Here is a 17,144-nt window from a genome sequence, read left to right as displayed (position 1 = left end):
TTTTTATTGTCTCCGTGATACATTTTTCGTCATCCTGAGTGGCGCTTTCACGAGTGCCATCGCCTTTGTAGACGGTCAACGATGAATAAAACGCGTCAACAGTTTCTCAGCCACTGGCTGCGCCAGCAGCGTTCGCATGGTCAGCGCTGGCTTCGTCTCTGCTCGGTGCTTGGCGCGCTTTCAGCGGTGGTGATCGTCCTGCAGGCCTGGACGCTCGCTTCGCTGTTGCAGGCACTGATTCAGCAAAACGCCGACCGCCACGATCTGCTCCCCCTGTTTATCGCTCTCTTCGGCTGCTTTGTGCTGCGCGCTGCGGTTAATTTCCTGCGTGAACGCGCCGGGTTTATGGCTGGCCTGGCGATTCGTCGTGCGCTGCGTCAGCAGGTATTGAACAGGCTACAGCAGTCAGGTCCGGCCTGGATCCAGGGCAAACCGGCAGGCAGTTGGTCGAGCCTGCTGCTTGAGCAAATTGAGGACATGCAGGATTATTACGCGCGCTACCTGCCACAGATGACGCTGGCGCTGCTGATTCCACTGGTCATTCTTTTAACGGTCCTGCCGCTGAACTGGGCCGCCGCGCTGATTCTGTTTGCCACAGCGCCGTTGATTCCGCTGTTTATGGCGCTGGTTGGACTTGGCGCTGCCGATGCTAACCGCCGTAACTTTGCTGCCCTTGCGCGTCTCAGCGGCGACTTTCTTGACCGTTTGCGCGGGCTTGACACGCTGCGGTTGTTTCATCGTGGCGAGGCGGAAAAACAGCATATTGGCCAGGCAACCGAACATTTTCGCCTGCGCACGATGGAAGTGCTGCGCCTGGCCTTTCTCTCTTCAGCGGTACTGGAATTTTTCGCCTCGCTGGCGATTGCCATTGTGGCGGTCTATTTTGGCTTCTCCTATCTCGGCGAGTTGAACTTCGGTCACTACAATAGTGGCGTCACGCTGTTCGCCGGATTTCTGGTACTGGTGCTGGCACCGGAATTCTTTCAACCATTGCGCGATTTGGGCACCTTTTATCATGCCAAAGCGCAGGCGGTGGGTGCGGCCGACGTACTTGAACAGTTTCTCTCACAGGATCATCCCGCGCCTCATCAGGGCATTAACCTGCCCGCTGCTACCGTCTTGAATATTGAGGCCTGCGATTTGGTGATCTGTTCGCCAGCCGGTACGCCGCTGGCAGGGCCGCTGACGTTTAGCCTGCCGCCAGGCAGGCGCGTGGCTGTGGTTGGGCAAAGCGGCGCGGGCAAAACCTCATTGATCAATGCGCTGCTCGGCTTTCTTCCCTATCAGGGTTCGTTACGCATTGGCGGCATTGAACTTCGCGAACTTGCTCCCACGCAATGGCATCAATGCCTTAGCTGGGTTGGCCAGAATCCACAACTGCCTGCCACGACGCTGGGTGAAAATCTGCTGCCTGCAGGCGCAGAGACTGAACGCCTGCCTGCGGTTATCGCTGCCTGTGGTATCGATGAGTTTTTGCCACTGTTGCCGCAGGGCCTGGAAACCGAAGTGGGCGAACATGCTCTGCGTCTCTCGGTAGGCCAGGCACAGCGGGTGGCCGTTGCCAGAGCGCTCATGAAACCTTCCGCCTTGCTGCTGCTGGATGAGCCGGGCGCCAGCCTGGATGCGCACCACCATCAGCGTATTACGGAGGCATTGATTAACGCGTCTTATCAGCAGACCACGCTGATGGTGACGCACCGAATGTCTGAGCTGGCGGCGTGGGATGAAATCTGGGTGATGCGCGACGGAAAAATCATTCAGCAAGGCAGTTGGGATGCATTGCATCACCTGCCCGGCCCGCTATTTTCTCTGTTGCAACAGCGCGAGGAGACGAAACGATGAAAGCATTGCTGCCATTTTTTCGCCTGTGGCGTCGGCAATTCTGGCTGCTCAGTCTCGGTGTGGTGCTTGCGCTGCTGACCCTGCTGGCCAGCATCGGACTGCTCACGTTGTCGGGCTGGTTTCTCGCCGCCTCTTCGCTGGCGGGCGCGGCGGGCTTAACCACTTTCAACTATATGCTGCCTGCAGCGGGCGTGCGCGGCGCGGCGATTGTGCGTACCGCGTCGCGCTATTTTGAACGACTGGTCAGCCACGATGCGACATTCCGGGTACTGCGTTTTTTGCGCGTGCATACCTTCAGTGCCCTGCTGCCGCTGGCGCCTGCCGGGCTGATGAGATTTCGTCAGGGTGAGCTGCTTAACCGTTTTGTTGCGGATGTCGATACGCTGGATCATCTTTACCTGCGCATTATCTCCCCGCTGATCAGCGCGGTGATCGTGACGCTGGTGGTCGCTCTGGGTTTAGGCTATCTCGACCTGAAGCTCGGGTTGCTGGTCGGTAGCATTATGCTGTTGACGCTATGCCTGTTACCGCTGCTTTTTTATCGGCTGGGCCAGCCTGGCGGACACGCCATCAGTGTGCTGCGCGGCGTCTGGCGCGATCGCCTGACCGGCTGGCTGCAGGCGCAGGCTGAACTGCAAATTTTCGGCATGGCAGCATTATGGCGCCAGCGGCTGGATGAGACAGAAGAACAATGGCAGCAGGCACAGCGTCGTCAGACTACACTGGCGGCCTGTTCACAGGCGTTACTGACGATCATCACCGGCGCCTGTGTGGTGTCCGTACTCTGGCTGGCGGCAGCGGGCGTGGGCGATCACGCTCAGCCAGGCGCCCTGCTGGCTTTAGTGGTGTTTTGCACGCTGGCAGCTTTTGAGGCGCTGGGCCCGCTGGCCACCGCGTTTTTGCATCTCAGCCAGGTCACCCGCGCTGCAGAGCGCATTACCGATATCATTGAGCAACCGCCGGCGGTGCGTTTTCCAGAAAATTCATCGGTGCTCACGGCGGCTTCAATTGACCTGCAGGCGGTGACCTTTAGCTATCCGGGCAGCGCGCAGCCAGCGGTCGACGCGGTGGATTTACATTTGCGTGCAGGTGAGAAAGTGGCGTTGCTGGGTTACACCGGCTGTGGCAAATCCACGCTGTTGAACCTGCTCACGCGGGCATGGGATCCGCAACAGGGCACCATCCTGCTAAGCGGAATCCCATTACAAAACTGGAGTGAAGCGGCGCTGCGGGCAACCCTCACCGTGGTAACGCAACGGGTGCATCTGTTTAATCAAACGCTGCGTGAGAATTTACAAGTCGCCTGCGCCTCCGCCTCTGATGACAGCATGATTGATGCTCTACGCCAAACCGGGCTGGAGAAATTGCTGCTCGACCCGCACGGGCTGGATGCCTGGCTGGGTGAAGGCGGCAGAGACCTTTCCGGTGGTGAACGTCGTCGGTTGGGCATTGCACGTGCACTATTGCACAACGGCCCGATTTGGTTGCTGGATGAGCCAACCGAAGGCCTCGATGCCGAGACGGAAAAGCAGATTCTGGCGCTGCTCCAGCGCCTGAGCCGTGATAAAACCGTGATTATGGTGACGCACCGACTGCAGGGCCTGCAGCATATGGATCGCATCTGCCTGATGGCAGAAGGCCGAATCGTTGAACAGGGCAGCCATCTGGAACTGCTCTCAAAAGCGAGTCACTACCGCGCTTTTCACCAGCCGTTTACGCTATAGTCTTAGCCTGCAATTTGATGAGAAGAGAGTGTGATGAGACTGGTTCAGCTTTCCCGTGAATCATTGAATTTCCCCCCGCCGTCGATGGCGCTGCGTGAACCTAATGGCCTGCTGGCGATGGGCGGCGATCTCTCGCCTGCCCGTCTGCTCAATGCTTATCACAACGGCATTTTTCCGTGGTTCTCGCCTGGCGACCCTATTTTGTGGTGGTCACCCGATCCCCGCGCCGTGCTGGATCCCGCCACCTTTCATCTCAGTCGCAGCATGAAACGATTCCATCGCCATTCGCCTTATCAGGTGACACTTAATCACGACTTTGACGCGGTGGTTGCTGGCTGTGCCAGCGATCGCAACGAAGGCACCTGGATTACCAATGAGGTCAGGCGCGCATGGAGCCGTCTGTTTGCTATGCAGCAGGCGCACTCCATCGAAGTGTGGGCGGAGGGTGAACTGGTTGGCGGCATGTACGGTCTGGCGCTGGGACAAATATTTTGCGGTGAATCGATGTTCAGCCGCCAGGAGAACGCTTCCAAAACCGCACTGCTGGTTTTTTGCCAGCACTTTATGCGCTATCACGGCAAATTGATCGATTGCCAGGTGCTGAATGCACACACCGCATCGCTGGGCGCGGTGGATATCAGCCGCGCAGCCTATCTGGAGCAGCTGGACGAACTGGCGAATCAACCTGTTGATCCCGCTTGTTGGCAGTCACAACGCCTTTTTTAAGGCGTTGAAACGATGTTTTGCACACAACTTCCGGCAAAAGTGATACAATTCCAGCGTTTGGTATGTCGTCCGCTTTTCGCGTATGCGAATCCGGAATTACCAGGCTGAGAATCTTTACGCACTTCAGTACTGTTGCAAACGTGCACATGGAGGCGTTTGATGCAGATTCCTGGCCCGAAATTCTCCCGCTGACGTCCCATAACCATAACACCTCATTCTGAGCTTTGTGCTTGCGTCATTGCGTCAGGCACAGCGAAGCGTTGGTGAAATCACCAACAATTCTTTACATAATTCTTTGAATTGGGCATTATCTTGCCGGTTCAAAACAATGGTAGTCCACCCAGAGGATTCGATGGCCAAAGAAGACAACATTGAAATGCAGGGTACCGTACTTGATACGTTGCCTAACACCATGTTCCGCGTTGAATTGGAAAACGGGCACGTGGTAACCGCTCATATCTCCGGTAAAATGCGCAAAAACTATATCCGCATCCTGACGGGCGACAAAGTCACAGTTGAGCTGACCCCGTACGACCTGAGCAAAGGCCGCATTGTCTTCCGTAGTCGTTAGTTTGCAGCTTAGTTTCGCCAGCATTTGATGCAAACAGGGCGATAAAAAAGGCCGGATATATTATCCGGCCTTTTTGCATTCAGACATCAGTGATTAATGCACCGTGCCTTCCGTTTTGTTTTTTGTCGCGCTCATGAAGTGATAGGTGAGCTGGTTTTTCTCTTTGTCGAGAGCAACCGACACCGATCCTCCATCCACCAGCGAGCCGAACAGCAGCTCGTTCGCCAGCGGTTTCTTCAGGTTTTCCTGCACGGCACGCGCCATTGGTCGCGCACCCATCGCTTTGTCATACCCTTTCTCAGCCAGCCAGTCGCGCGCTTCGTCACTGACTTCCAGCGACACGCCTTTGGCATCAAGTTGGGCCTGCAATTCGACAATAAACTTGTCCACCACCTGATGAATAACCTCAGGTGAAAGGTGGTTAAACCACATAATATTGTCGAGGCGGTTACGAAACTCTGGGGTAAAGATCTTTTTGATCTCTTCCATTGCGTCAGTGCTGTTGTCCTGTTGAATCAGGCCAATCGACTTGCGCTCGGTTTCGCGTACGCCAGCGTTGGTGGTCATGACAAATACCACGTTGCGGAAATCCGCTTTGCGCCCGTTGTTATCGGTCAGCATACCGTTGTCCATTACCTGCAGTAGCAGGTTAAAGACATCCGGGTGCGCTTTTTCAATCTCATCCAGCAGCACGACCGCGTGCGGATGTTTGATAACGGCGTCAGTTAACAAACCGCCTTGATCAAAGCCAACATAACCTGGAGGCGCACCGATCAACCGGCTCACGGTGTGGCGCTCCATGTATTCCGACATATCAAAACGCAGCAGCTCGATGCCCAGCGCTTTTGCCAGCTGAACCGTCACTTCGGTTTTTCCGACGCCGGTTGGACCGGCAAACAGGAAAGAACCCACCGGCTTGCGATCCTGGCCAAGACCTGCACGGCTCATTTTGATCGCTTCAGTCAGCACTTCGATAGCATCATCCTGTCCGAACACCAGCATTTTCAGGCGCTCGCCCAGATTTTTCAGCGTATCGCGGTCGGTTGCCGACACGCTCTGTTCCGGAATACGCGCAATACGGGCCACCACAGATTCGATATCAGCCACGTTGACCGTTTTCTTGCGCTTGCTGGCAGGCATCAGACGGCTACGCGCGCCCGCTTCATCAATAACGTCAATGGCCTTATCGGGCAGATGACGATCGTTGATGTACTTCACGGCGAGCTCAACCGCCGCCCGTACCGCTTTCGCGGTGTAGCGAACGTCATGGTGCGCTTCATACTTCGGCTTCAGGCCGTTGAGAATCTGAACGGTTTCTTCAACGCTAGGCTCAGTCACATCAATTTTCTGGAAACGACGCGCCAGGGCGCGATCTTTTTCAAAGATATTGCTGAATTCCTGATAGGTCGTGGAACCCATTACCCGAATCCTGCCGCTGCTCAGCAATGGCTTGATCAGGTTAGCAGCATCGACCTGTCCACCAGAGGCGGCACCGGCACCGATGATAGTGTGAATCTCATCGATAAACAGGATGCTACTGGTGTCCTGCTCCAGCTGCTTCAGCAGCGCTTTGAAACGCTTCTCAAAGTCACCACGGTATTTTGTTCCTGCCAGCAGTGAACCGATATCCAGCGAATAGATGGTGCAATCTTTGATCACTTCCGGCACGTCGCCCTGCACAATACGCCAGGCGAGTCCTTCGGCGATCGCCGTTTTACCGACGCCCGATTCACCCACTAACAGCGGATTGTTTTTACGGCGGCGACAAAGAACCTGGATAGTACGTTCCAGCTCTTTGTCCCTGCCGATAAGCGGATCGATACCGCCGACGCGAGCAAGCTGGTTGAGATTGGTGGTGAAGTTTTCCATACGTTCCTCCCCGCCTGCCTGCTCTTCGTTTACCGGATTTTCTGCGCCTGGCGCCTGGCCCGGTTCATCTTTACGCGTGCCGTGTGAAATAAAGTTCACGACGTCAAGACGGCTAACTTCATGTTTGCGCAGCAGATAAGCTGCCTGCGATTCCTGTTCGCTGAAAATCGCCACCAGCACGTTTGCGCCGGAGACTTCGCTGCGACCCGATGACTGGACATGGAACACCGCACGCTGCAGAACGCGCTGGAAGCTGAGCGTAGGCTGTGTGTCACGCTCCTCTTCACTGACGGGCAGCACCGGTGTGGTTTGTTCGATGAAGGCTTCAAGTTCCTGCCGAAGAGCGACAATATCCACCGTACAGGCTTCCAATGCCTCTCTGGCCGACGGGTTACTGAGCAGTGCCAGCAACAAATGCTCGACGGTCATAAATTCATGACGGTGCTCACGCGCTCTGGCGAAAGCCATATTTAAACTGAGTTCCAGTTCTTGATTGAGCATTAGGCACCTCCCCCAATTATAGTCTGACAATCATTCCCGATATGGGGATAACCTCAGGCTTTTTCCAGCGTACACAGCAACGGATGCTCATTTTCCTTCGCGTATTGATTCACCATTGCCACTTTTGTCTCTGCGACTTCAGCGGTAAATACACCGCAAATGGCCTTTCCCTGGTAGTGCACTCTAAGCATCAGTTGCGTTGCACGTTCAATATCATAAGAAAAGAACTTTTGCAGAACGTCAATAACAAATTCCATAGGCGTATAATCGTCATTGTTCAGTATAACTTTATACATTGAAGGTGGCTTAAGCCCTTCGCGCAGTTTGTCATCTGCAAGATGTTCAAAATTAAGCCAGTCGTTAGTGTTTGCCATGAAAATTCCGTTGCTGTTCTGCGTGACGAGCAGGAGGCGTCACCTCACTGCTTCAAGTTTAACACGTGCTTCAGGACCTGTGCCGCGTGTGGAAAGATGTACAAAAATAGTTAGCGCGACCCCCATCACAAAATTTGCAATAGCGTTAACCGCTTCAAATTTTAGAGATTTTCCTGCCGCCTTCCCTGCCCGATTGCTTGACGCCCTGTAGGGTTTCTCTACATTCTACAGGCACAGCTGTTTGAGATTTGAGCAATCAGCTCACAGCATGTTACCTCACCTACCGAATACAATGTCTTGCGAGGGATCCAGAGCATGGAGACGGGTACAGTTAAATGGTTCAATAACGCCAAGGGCTTCGGCTTTATCTGCCCAGGTGATGGCGGCGAGGATATTTTCGCGCACTACTCCACGATTCAAATGGAAGGGTACAGAACCCTGAAAGCCGGGCAGCATGTCCAGTTTGATGTTCATCCGGGACCCAAAGGCAACCATGCCAGCGTTATTGTTCCCGTCGAATTACAGGCTACCGCCTGACTCTGGCTATTCTGTACAACCCCGTTGAAAAATGCCAGCCATCGCCGCTGGCATTTTTATTTTTTCCACCCGGCGCTTGTTCACAACGTTAACGCTGAACTGCCTGCTCGCCTGCGCTTTTTCGCCCGTCAGCTGCATGAAAAACAGACGCTATAGTAGCGTGCCAAACGCAATCATATTTAACGGCTGGTGCCACCGGCTCAGTCGTGATGCAGGGCACAAAAAGTTTATTCTGTGAGCAGGGTTTACGCTGCGATCGTTTTTGGATAGCGTGTTCGTTACTTTTTCACGGACGAGCGCGATTCATGTATTCCGGCCTGTTAATTATCCTTATTCCTCTGATTCTTGGTTATTTATTGCCTTTACGTCGCCCGGCGATACTGGGCCTGGTCAATCGTCTACTCAGCGGCATGGTTTACGTCATTCTGTTTTTTATGGGCATCAGCCTCGCCTTTCTCGATAACCTCAGCAGCAACCTGTTGGCGATTTTTCACGTTGCCCTGGTTAGCGTGGTCGCTATTCTGATCTGCAATCTGCTGGCGTTGCGACTGCTGGAGAAAAAAATGCCGTGGCGGCATGCGCACAAGCAGCAGGCGTTGCCGTCGCGGCTGAATATGGCGCTCGACTCACTGAAGCTGTGCGGCGTGGTGGTAGCGGGCTTTCTGCTTGGCTTGACCCACTGGTCACCGCTGACCCATGCCGGTGAAGCCAGCGAATATGCCTTGATCTTTCTGCTGTTTCTGGTGGGTATGCAGCTGCGCGGCAGCGGCATGACGGTTCGACAAATAGTGCTTAATCGGCGTGGCACAATTGTGGCGGCGACGGTCTGCGTGAGCGCGCTGGCTGGCGGAGTCATTGCTGCGCTGCTGCTCGGATTACCGATTCACACCGGCCTGGCGCTGGCGAGCGGCTTCGGCTGGTACTCGCTGTCCGGCATTCTGATGACCGAATCCTTCGGCCCGGTAATTGGCAGCGCGGCCTTTTTCAACGATCTGCTGCGTGAACTGATCGCCATCATGCTGATTCCTGGCTTAATTTCGCAACATCGCTCCAGCGCGCTGGGATTATGTGGCGCCACCTCAATGGACTTCACCCTGCCGGTGCTGCAGCGCTCAGGCGGCAATGAAATTGTTCCCGCCGCGATTGTGCATGGCTTTTTACTGAGCCTGCTGGCACCGGTACTCATCGCCCTGTTTGTTTCCTGAATGTGATCGGGCGCACTTTTCGCCGCCCGATCCTCTTTCGCTCAGCTATGCTTTTTTCACTGTCATTACCGGCCACGGATGCGGGCCATACAGCTGAAAGGAGCTAAACATGAAAAATACCGTTGCGGCGCTGGTCGCGAAGACGCTGGAAAACGCCGGCGTGAAACGGATTTGGGGCGTTACCGGCGACTCCCTCAACGGCCTGAGCGACAGCCTGAATCGCATGGGCACCATTGAGTGGATGCCAACGCGTCATGAAGAGGTTGCGGCCTTTGCCGCCGGTGCCGAAGCGCATATTACCGGCAAGCTGGCGGTGTGTGCCGGCTCCTGCGGGCCAGGTAACTTACATCTGATCAACGGCCTGTTCGATTGCCACCGCAATCAGGTGCCGGTGCTGGCTATCGCAGCGCACATTCCTTCCAGCGAAATTGGCAGCGGTTACTTCCAGGAAACGCATCCGCAGGAGCTGTTTCGTGAATGCAGCCATTACTGCGAGCTGGTTTCCAGCGCCGAACAGTTGCCTCAGGTGCTCGGCATCGCCATGCGTAAAGCGATCCTTAACCGTGGCGTTTCCGTGGTGGTGTTACCCGGCGATGTTGCGCTGCAGCTGGCACCGGAACACGCTTCTGCCGAATGGTATCCTCCGCAGGCCCCGCTGATCATCCCGCGTCATGAGGAGCTGGAAAAACTGGCGGCGGCGCTGAATGAGGCGAGCAACGTCACGCTGATGTGCGGCAGCGGCTGTGCCGGTGCGCATGCGGAAGTGATTGAACTGGCCGCCACGCTGAAAGCACCGGTGGTACATGCGCTGCGCGGCAAAGAACACATTGAATATGATAATCCTTACAGCGTGGGCATGACCGGCCTGATCGGCTTTTCATCCGGTTTTCAGGCAATGATGAATGCCGATACGCTGATCCTGCTGGGTACGCAATTCCCCTACCGCGCGTTTTACCCGCAGTCGGCAAAAATCATTCAAATCGACATTAATCCAGGCAGTATCGGTTCGCACTGCCACGTCGATATGGCGCTGGTTGGGGATGTGAAATCGACCCTCAGCGCGCTGTTACCGAAGCTCAGTAACAAAGCGGACAGTCATCATCTTGAGAGCGCGCTGAAACATTACCGCGACGCACGAAAAGATCTCGACGATCTCGCCACCGCCAACGATAAGCAGGCGATCCATCCACAGTATGTTGCCCAGCAAATCAGCCGCTACGCCAACGACGACGCCATTTTCACCTGTGATGTCGGCACGCCAACCGTTTGGGCGGCGCGTTATTTGGAGATGAACGGCAAACGGCGTCTGCTCGGTTCGTTCAACCACGGTTCAATGGCCAATGCGATGCCGCAGGCGCTGGGAGCGCAGGCCATCGACCGCGACCGTCAGGTTATCGCCATGTGCGGTGACGGCGGCTTTAGCATGCTGATGGGCGATTTTATTACCGTCGCTCAACTCAAGCTGCCGGTTAAGTTGGTGATCTTCAACAACAGCGTGCTCGGCTTTGTGGCGATGGAGATGAAAGCAGGCGGCTATCTGACTGACGGCACTGAACTGCACAATCCTGACTTCTCGGCGATTGCCGCGGCGTGTGGCGTGAAAGGCATTCGCGTCGAAAAAGCCTCCGACCTCGATGGCGCACTGCAGGAAGCCTTCGCGCACGACGGTCCGGTACTGGTGGATGTCATCACCGCGACCGATGAGCTGGCCATGCCACCGCAAATAAAACTGGAACAGGCCAAAGGTTTCAGCCTTTATATGTTGCGCGCGATCATGAATGGACGCGGCGATGAGGTGGTTGAACTGGCGAAAACCAACTGGCTGCGGTAAAACAATCTCAGGCGAATACGGGCACTGCGGTGCCCTTTTTTACAGGGAGCAAAACGTGATCGATTTACGCAGCGATACAGTGACCCGGCCCGGCAGCGCAATGCTCAGCAGCATGATGAAAGCTGAAACAGGCGATGATGTGTATGGCGACGATCCCACCGTCAACCAGCTTCAGGACACGCTGGCGGAAATGAGCGGTAAGCAGGCGGCGCTGTTTTTCCCCACCGGCACGCAGGCCAATCTGGTCGCGCTGCTGTGCCACTGCCAGCGCGGCGATGAATATATTGTGGGCCAGCTGGCGCATAATTATAAGTATGAAGGGGGCGGTGCGGCGGTGTTGGGCAGTATCCAACCGCAACCAATCCTGGCGGCCGAGGACGGCACCTTGCCGCTGGATGTCGTGGCACAGTTCATCAAACCCAACGATATTCACTTTGCCCGCACTACCCTGCTCAGTCTGGAAAACACCCACAACGGCAAAGTATTACCGCTTGATTATCTGCAACAGGCAATGGCCTTCACCCGTGAGCACAAGCTGGCGCTGCACGTGGATGGCGCGCGCATCTTTAATGCCGTGGTGGCGCAAGGCGTCACGCTGGAAACGCTGACCCGTCATTGCGATACCCTGTCGATCTGCCTGTCCAAAGGGCTGGGCACGCCGGTGGGTTCCGTGCTCTGCGGCGATCGTGACTACATTGAGCAGGCGAAGCGCTGGCGCAAAATGACCGGTGGCGGCATGCGTCAGGCGGGTATTCTGGCAGCGGCGGGTCTGTACGCGTTACAGCATAACGTTGAGCGACTGCAGAACGATCACGATAATGCCGCCTGGCTGGCAGCGGCGCTACGTGATATTGGCGTGCAGGTGACCAGTCAGAACACCAACATGGTGTTTGCAGCGATACCGGCTGAACAGGCCGAGCCACTGCGACTGTGGATGAAGGCGCGCGGCATTGCGCTGTTTACGGGTCCGCGCATGCGCCTGGTAACGCACATTGACGTCGATCGTCAGGCGCTGGAAACCGTGGTGCGCGAGTGGCGCGCATTTCTCGCCGCCTGACCCTCAGGCGAGGCTATTCCGCCTCGCCATATTTCTCCAGCAGCGCTTCGGCGATAGCGAGCGTTTCCGCATCGGCAATGCCGCGATAATCCGCTGGCCGAAAATGCATCTGAAAAGCCGCGATGACTTTTTGCTGCTGTCGCGCAGTGAGCGTTTCCGGTAATCCATAGCCATAGCGCGCCAGAGCGTTTAGCAGCCGCTGCGTCAAAGCTGGATCATCGTCACGGATACCCTGTCGCAATGCGGCGACCCGTTCAGCGGCCGGCCAGGCACCCAGTCCAAGGCTAGCTAACGGCTGCCAGGGAAACAGCGGTCCCGGATCCTGTTTGCGCTGTGGCGCAACATCGCTGTGCCCAACAATATTGACCGGCAAGATGCCGTAACGCTGCACGATATCGCGCAGCAGCGGCGTCAGCGCTGCTATCTGCTGAGGCGTATAAGGCTGCCACACCAGGCCGCCTGGCGTGCGGCGATAGCCAGGATTGACCAGCTCAATGCCGATTGACGTATCGTTGAGCCGTGTTGCGCCGCGCCAGAAGCTTGGCCCGGCGTGCCATGCCAGCTGCGATTCCGGCACCAGCTGCCAGACGGCGGGTTGGCCTCGCCAGCGGCTGGGATGCGCCGGAATCAAATAATGCGCACTGACCTCACGATCGGTTAGCGTCGCCAGCGAACTCGGTAAATCTTCAGCGGTATAATGTAAAACAACCACTTTAACGCGTGGCCGGGCACCCAGCGCCGGGTGAGTTTTGTCCACCGCATAGCCGTCGCGCGCTTCATAATGGCCGTTCTGACAGCCTGCCAATGCGAACAGCGCCAGCAGTAAACACCGGATGCGCATCAGCGGGTTTTGACCGCCGTACCGCTAACGCTGACCATCAGCATACTGCTGTCTTTGCCAACGGTTTCGTAATCGATATCAATGCCAACCACCGCATTGGCACCCAGCGCGCTGGCCTGAGCTTCCAGCTCCGCAAAGGCGATCTGGCGGGCTTTACGCAGCTCTTTTTCATAGGCGCCCGATCGGCCGCCAACAATGTCGCGAATACCGGCAAAAAAGTCGCGAAAAATATTGGCACCGAGAATCGCTTCGCCAGTGACGACACCGCAATACTCGGTGATCGGTTGACCTTCCAGCGTGGGGGTGGTGGAAAATTGCATTATTCGCTCCCTAATTTGACGTTGAGCACGACTTTAGCCCGTGCGGCTTAGAACCATGGCTATACTTTATGCTAAAAAACCCGCTTTGCCAGATAACAACAAGGAAATAGTGATGAAAAACATTGCGTTCGCTGCGCTGATTCCCGCGGCGCTGCTGCTTAGCGCCTGCACCACCGTTGAACCGGTTTACAAAGATAACGGCCCGCGTTTTGGCAGCTGCGTTGAAGGCGGCCCGGACAGCGTCGCACAGCAGTTTTACGATCTGCGCACCGCTCAGCCGACGCAGGGGCTGCCCAATGCCCAGCTACTGGCGAAATATCGCCCTTATCTGAGCGACAAACTTTATCAGTCACTGGTAAAAGCTAACGGTGAGCAGAACGCGCGTTATCAGGGCGATCTCTTCTCCAGCGTGGCCGCCGGACCAACCGAAGCCAGCGTTGCCGATGCCTCATCCATTCCCAATCGTGATGCACGCAATATTCCGCTGCGCGTCAGCCTAAGCCGTGACGATAAGCAATGGCAGGATGAAGTGCTGATGGTGCATGAAGGCAACTGCTGGGCAGTAGACGATGTGCGCTATGCAGCCAGCGCGCCTCACGCTGACGGCGGCTCGCTGAGCGAGATGTTGAGAAAATAACTGATATGGCGCATCGCTCAATGATGCGCCTGCTTGCCGCCCGCTCCGCATCACGTTGTGCTACGATTCAGTTATCCTGCTTATCATTAATAAATTTTAACGCAGCTGAATTGCATAACTATGCTGTTGACGTTAAGATTTGCCGCATCAATTGCTATTCACTTTTGGCGCATGAGTATTCAACTAAACGGCATTAATTGTTTCTATGGCCCGCATCAGGCGCTGTTCGATATCGATCTGAACTGCCCGGAAGGCGAAACGCTGGTATTGCTGGGCCCAAGCGGCGCAGGCAAGAGTTCATTGCTGCGCGTGCTTAACCTGCTTGAGGCACCGCGCTCAGGCACCCTGTCGATCGCTGGCACCCATTTTGACTTCAGCAAACGCCCTTCTGAAGCAGCGATTCGTACGCTGCGGCAGAATGTCGGCATGGTCTTTCAGCAATACAATCTCTGGCCGCACCTTACCGTTATGCAAAATCTGACGGAAGCGCCCTGCCGAGTGCTGGGCCTGAGCAAAGATCAGGCGCGTGCCCGTGCTGAGAAACTGCTGGACCGTCTGCGTCTGACGCCTTATAGCGATCGTTTCCCGCTGCACCTTTCCGGCGGTCAACAGCAGCGCGTGGCCATTGCCCGTGCGCTGATGATGGAGCCGCAGGTACTGCTGTTTGATGAGCCTACCGCCGCGCTCGATCCTGAAATTACCGCCCAAATTGTTGCCATTATTCGTGAGCTGGCGCAAACCCGCATTACGCAGGTGATTGTTACCCATGAAGTGGAAGTGGCCCGTAAAACCGCCAGTCGCGTGGTATATATGGAAAACGGCCACATCGTGGAACAGGGTGACGCCAGCCGATTTACACAGCCGCAAACCGACGCGTTTGCTCATTATCTTTCGCACTAACGCAGGATTCTCTAATGAAAAAAATCATTCTTGCCGCGCTGATTGCCGGCTGCAGCCTGAGCGCAACCGCTGCGCAGACCATCCGTTTCGCGACGGAAGCGTCCTATCCTCCGTTTGAGTTCGTTGATGCCAACAACAAGATTCAGGGCTTTGATGTCGATCTGGCTAACGCGCTGTGTAAAGAGATCGACGCCACCTGCACCTTTACGAATCAGGCGTTCGACAGCCTGATCCCCAGCCTGAAATTCCGCCGCTTCGACGCGGTAATGGCAGGCATGGATATCACGCCGGATCGCGAGAAGCAGGTACTGTTCAGCAAACCTTATTACGATAATTCAGCGCTGTTCGTCGCGCAAAAAGGCAAAGTTGCTGATATCGCCGCGCTGAAAGGCAAACGCGTTGGCGTGCAGAACGGCACCACGCATCAGAAATACCTTGGCGATCGTCATAGTGAGATCACCACTGTGCCTTACGACAGCTATCAAAATGCCGTGCTCGACCTGAAAAATGGCCGTATCGATGCGGTATTTGGCGATACGGCGGTGGTGAACGAATGGCTGAAGCAAAACGCTAATCTGGCAGCGGTCGGCGATAAAGTCACTGACAAAGCCTACTTCGGCACCGGCCTCGGCATTGCGGTTCGCCAGGGTAACAGCGCCCTGCAGAGCCAGTTCAATACCGCGCTGGATAAGATCAAAGCCGATGGCACCTACAAAACCATCTACAGCAAATGGTTTCAGCAATAATTAAATGAATGAGATCATGCCTCTCGCAAGCGCCGCCGGGATGACCGTCGGCCTTGCCCTTTCCGCTCTGGTGGTTGGCCTGGTGCTGGCGATGATTTTCGCTGCCTGGGAATCAGCACGCTGGCGCCCGGTTGCCTGGCTCGGCACGGGCCTGGTGACGCTGTTTCGCGGCCTGCCAGAAATTCTCGTGGTGCTGTTTATCTACTTCGGCGCCTCGCAGTTGCTGTTGCTGCTCTCCGACGGCTTTACGCTGAATTTCGGCCTGTTTCAGCTGCCGATTCAGGTCAACATTGAAAATTTCGACGTCAGTCCGTTTCTGTGCGGCGTAATCGCGCTGGCCATTCTGTACGCGTCCTACGCTTCGCAAACTCTGCGCGGCGCGCTGCGCGCCGTGCCACAGGGCCAGTGGGAATCGGGCCAGGCGCTGGGCATGAAGAAAGGTGCCATTTTTTTCCGGCTGATCCTGCCACAGATGTGGCGTCATGCGCTGCCCGGCCTTGGTAATCAGTGGCTGGTATTGCTGAAGGATACCGCGCTGGTGTCGCTGATCAGCGTAAACGATTTGATGCTGCAAACCCGCAGCATTGCCACACGCACGCAGGAGCCGTTCAACTGGTTTCTGATCGCCGCGGCAATCTATCTGGTGATTACGCTGCTGAGCCAGGCGGTGTTGCGACGCATTGAACTGCGCACCACCCGTTTTGAGCGAGGTGACAGCTGATGCTCGCCTACTTACCTGAATTAATGAAAGGCCTGCAAACCAGCCTGACGCTCACCGTGGCTTCGCTGATTGCCGCGCTGGTGCTGTCGCTGCTGTTTACCGTGGTGCTGGCGCTGAAGGTGCCGGTGGTCAGTCAGCTGACCAGGGGCTATATCACCCTGTTTACCGGCACGCCGCTGCTGGTGCAGATCTTCCTGATCTACTACGGACCCGGCCAGTTTCCGTCTATCCAGAACATTCCCTGGCTGTGGCATCTGCTGTCGCAGCCCTGGCTCTGTGCGCTGCTGGCGCTCTCGCTAAACAGTGCCGCCTACACCACACAGCTGTTTTACGGCGCGGTGAAAGCGATTCCTGCCGGCCAGTGGCAGTCGTGCGCGGCGCTGGGGATGAATCGCAAAGATACGCTGCGTATCTTGTTGCCCTATGCCTTTAAACGCGCGCTCTCTTCCTATTCGAATGAAGTGGTGCTGGTGTTTAAAAGCACCTCGCTGGCCTACACCATTACGCTGATGGAAGTGATGGGCCACGGCCAGCTGCTGTATGGCCGCACCTATGATGTGATGGTGTTCGCCGCCGCCGGACTGATTTATCTCTGCGTGAACGGCCTGCTGACCTTAATGATGCGGCTGATTGAGCGACGCGCGCTGGCGTTTGAACGGCGTAACTGATTTGCGGTGCAGGGTTTCCGCCCTGCCCGCCTGCTGACTTTTTCGCGGCCTGCACCTGCGCACGGCGCATAACT

Annotated in this window: 17 protein-coding genes; 13 read left to right on the top strand and 4 right to left on the bottom strand. The window is 56.0% G+C overall.

Features of this window, described 5'->3' with window-relative positions:
• Nucleotides 1-81: 81 nt before the first annotated feature.
• From cydD to infA, 4 genes are all read left to right on the top strand, one after another.
• A complete protein-coding gene (cydD, locus tag EM595_RS06345) occupies nucleotides 82-1,842 on the top strand; it encodes a heme ABC transporter permease/ATP-binding protein CydD (protein WP_067429174.1) in 1,761 nt (586 codons plus the stop codon).
• Complete coding sequence (gene cydC, locus EM595_RS06340; protein ID WP_067429171.1) at nucleotides 1,839-3,566, top strand: heme ABC transporter ATP-binding protein/permease CydC; 1,728 nt, start codon at nucleotides 1,839-1,841, stop codon at nucleotides 3,564-3,566. Before cydD ends, cydC begins: the two co-directional genes overlap by 4 nt.
• A 33-nt stretch (nucleotides 3,567-3,599) precedes the next feature.
• Entirely contained in the window at nucleotides 3,600-4,292 is a 693-nt protein-coding gene (gene aat / locus EM595_RS06335; protein ID WP_067429168.1) for a leucyl/phenylalanyl-tRNA--protein transferase, read from the top strand.
• 352 nt (nucleotides 4,293-4,644) lie between these two features.
• A complete protein-coding gene (gene infA, locus EM595_RS06330) occupies nucleotides 4,645-4,863 on the top strand; it encodes a translation initiation factor IF-1 (RefSeq protein ID WP_002211347.1) in 219 nt (72 codons plus the stop codon).
• 93 nt (nucleotides 4,864-4,956) lie between these two features.
• Here infA and clpA read toward each other — a convergent pair whose 3' ends face one another.
• A complete protein-coding gene (gene clpA, locus EM595_RS06325; RefSeq protein WP_067429165.1) occupies nucleotides 4,957-7,233 on the bottom strand; it encodes an ATP-dependent Clp protease ATP-binding subunit ClpA in 2,277 nt (758 codons plus the stop codon).
• 53 nt (nucleotides 7,234-7,286) lie between these two features.
• Nucleotides 7,287-7,607: an ATP-dependent Clp protease adapter ClpS gene (gene clpS / locus EM595_RS06320; protein WP_067429162.1), complete on the bottom strand. Its 321-nt coding sequence runs from the start codon at nucleotides 7,605-7,607 to the stop codon at nucleotides 7,287-7,289.
• Between the two features lie 315 nt (nucleotides 7,608-7,922).
• On the opposite strand from clpS, the gene cspD reads away from it, so the two are divergent.
• From cspD to ltaE, 4 genes are all read left to right on the top strand, one after another.
• A complete protein-coding gene (gene cspD, locus EM595_RS06315; RefSeq protein WP_067429160.1) occupies nucleotides 7,923-8,144 on the top strand; it encodes a cold shock-like protein CspD in 222 nt (73 codons plus the stop codon).
• Nucleotides 8,145-8,449: 305 nt separating this feature from the next.
• Entirely contained in the window at nucleotides 8,450-9,349 is a 900-nt protein-coding gene (locus tag EM595_RS06310) for a LysO family transporter (RefSeq protein ID WP_067429158.1), read from the top strand.
• A gap of 109 nt (nucleotides 9,350-9,458) precedes the next feature.
• Nucleotides 9,459-11,180, top strand: a complete 1,722-nt coding sequence (gene poxB, locus EM595_RS06305; protein ID WP_067429156.1) for a ubiquinone-dependent pyruvate dehydrogenase — start codon at nucleotides 9,459-9,461, stop codon at nucleotides 11,178-11,180.
• 55 nt (nucleotides 11,181-11,235) lie between these two features.
• A complete protein-coding gene (ltaE, locus tag EM595_RS06300) occupies nucleotides 11,236-12,237 on the top strand; it encodes a low-specificity L-threonine aldolase (RefSeq protein ID WP_067429154.1) in 1,002 nt (333 codons plus the stop codon).
• Between the two features lie 13 nt (nucleotides 12,238-12,250).
• Here ltaE and EM595_RS06295 read toward each other — a convergent pair whose 3' ends face one another.
• Together EM595_RS06295 and EM595_RS06290 are read right to left on the bottom strand one after the other, a co-directional pair.
• A complete protein-coding gene (locus EM595_RS06295; protein WP_067429151.1) occupies nucleotides 12,251-13,078 on the bottom strand; it encodes an N-acetylmuramoyl-L-alanine amidase in 828 nt (275 codons plus the stop codon).
• Entirely contained in the window at nucleotides 13,078-13,398 is a 321-nt protein-coding gene (locus EM595_RS06290; RefSeq protein ID WP_067429148.1) for a heavy metal-binding domain-containing protein, read from the bottom strand. Before EM595_RS06290 ends, EM595_RS06295 begins: the two co-directional genes overlap by 1 nt.
• Before the next feature lie 112 nt (nucleotides 13,399-13,510).
• Between EM595_RS06290 and EM595_RS06285 the strand changes: the two genes are divergently transcribed.
• From EM595_RS06285 to artM, 5 genes are all read left to right on the top strand, one after another.
• Nucleotides 13,511-14,035 (top strand): lipoprotein, encoded by a 525-nt coding sequence (locus EM595_RS06285; protein WP_067429145.1) that lies wholly within the window; start codon nucleotides 13,511-13,513, stop codon nucleotides 14,033-14,035.
• Between the two features lie 171 nt (nucleotides 14,036-14,206).
• A complete protein-coding gene (gene artP, locus EM595_RS06280; protein ID WP_157883853.1) occupies nucleotides 14,207-14,935 on the top strand; it encodes an arginine ABC transporter ATP-binding protein ArtP in 729 nt (242 codons plus the stop codon).
• A gap of 14 nt (nucleotides 14,936-14,949) precedes the next feature.
• Entirely contained in the window at nucleotides 14,950-15,681 is a 732-nt protein-coding gene (gene artJ / locus EM595_RS06275) for an arginine ABC transporter substrate-binding protein (protein ID WP_067429134.1), read from the top strand.
• Nucleotides 15,682-15,685: 4 nt separating this feature from the next.
• Nucleotides 15,686-16,402: an arginine ABC transporter permease ArtQ gene (gene artQ, locus EM595_RS06270; protein WP_067429132.1), complete on the top strand. Its 717-nt coding sequence runs from the start codon at nucleotides 15,686-15,688 to the stop codon at nucleotides 16,400-16,402.
• Nucleotides 16,402-17,070, top strand: coding sequence for an arginine ABC transporter permease ArtM (gene artM / locus EM595_RS06265; protein WP_067429129.1), 669 nt, complete (start codon nucleotides 16,402-16,404; stop codon nucleotides 17,068-17,070). The genes artQ and artM overlap by 1 nt, the downstream gene beginning before the upstream one ends.
• The last annotated feature ends 74 nt before the right edge of the window (nucleotides 17,071-17,144 follow it).

The sequence above is a fragment of the Duffyella gerundensis genome (assembly GCF_001517405.1).
Taxonomy (GTDB): Bacteria; Pseudomonadota; Gammaproteobacteria; order Enterobacterales; family Enterobacteriaceae; genus Duffyella; species Duffyella gerundensis.
Note: the sequence above shows the minus strand (reverse complement) of the source record. Positions and strands in the feature narration are given on the sequence as shown.

Coding starts and splice junctions, on each gene's coding strand:
- cydD (WP_067429174.1), top strand. CDS start 82: ATGAATAAAACGCGTCAACAGTTTCTCAGCCACTGGCTGCGCCAGCAG.
- cydC (WP_067429171.1), top strand. CDS start 1,839: ATGAAAGCATTGCTGCCATTTTTTCGCCTGTGGCGTCGGCAATTCTGG.
- aat (WP_067429168.1), top strand. CDS start 3,600: ATGAGACTGGTTCAGCTTTCCCGTGAATCATTGAATTTCCCCCCGCCG.
- infA (WP_002211347.1), top strand. CDS start 4,645: ATGGCCAAAGAAGACAACATTGAAATGCAGGGTACCGTACTTGATACG.
- clpA (WP_067429165.1), bottom strand. CDS start 7,233: ATGCTCAATCAAGAACTGGAACTCAGTTTAAATATGGCTTTCGCCAGA.
- clpS (WP_067429162.1), bottom strand. CDS start 7,607: ATGGCAAACACTAACGACTGGCTTAATTTTGAACATCTTGCAGATGAC.
- cspD (WP_067429160.1), top strand. CDS start 7,923: ATGGAGACGGGTACAGTTAAATGGTTCAATAACGCCAAGGGCTTCGGC.
- EM595_RS06310 (WP_067429158.1), top strand. CDS start 8,450: ATGTATTCCGGCCTGTTAATTATCCTTATTCCTCTGATTCTTGGTTAT.
- poxB (WP_067429156.1), top strand. CDS start 9,459: ATGAAAAATACCGTTGCGGCGCTGGTCGCGAAGACGCTGGAAAACGCC.
- EM595_RS06295 (WP_067429151.1), bottom strand. CDS start 13,078: ATGCGCATCCGGTGTTTACTGCTGGCGCTGTTCGCATTGGCAGGCTGT.
- EM595_RS06290 (WP_067429148.1), bottom strand. CDS start 13,398: ATGCAATTTTCCACCACCCCCACGCTGGAAGGTCAACCGATCACCGAG.
- EM595_RS06285 (WP_067429145.1), top strand. CDS start 13,511: ATGAAAAACATTGCGTTCGCTGCGCTGATTCCCGCGGCGCTGCTGCTT.
- artP (WP_157883853.1), top strand. CDS start 14,207: ATGAGTATTCAACTAAACGGCATTAATTGTTTCTATGGCCCGCATCAG.
- artJ (WP_067429134.1), top strand. CDS start 14,950: ATGAAAAAAATCATTCTTGCCGCGCTGATTGCCGGCTGCAGCCTGAGC.
- artQ (WP_067429132.1), top strand. CDS start 15,686: ATGAATGAGATCATGCCTCTCGCAAGCGCCGCCGGGATGACCGTCGGC.
- artM (WP_067429129.1), top strand. CDS start 16,402: ATGCTCGCCTACTTACCTGAATTAATGAAAGGCCTGCAAACCAGCCTG.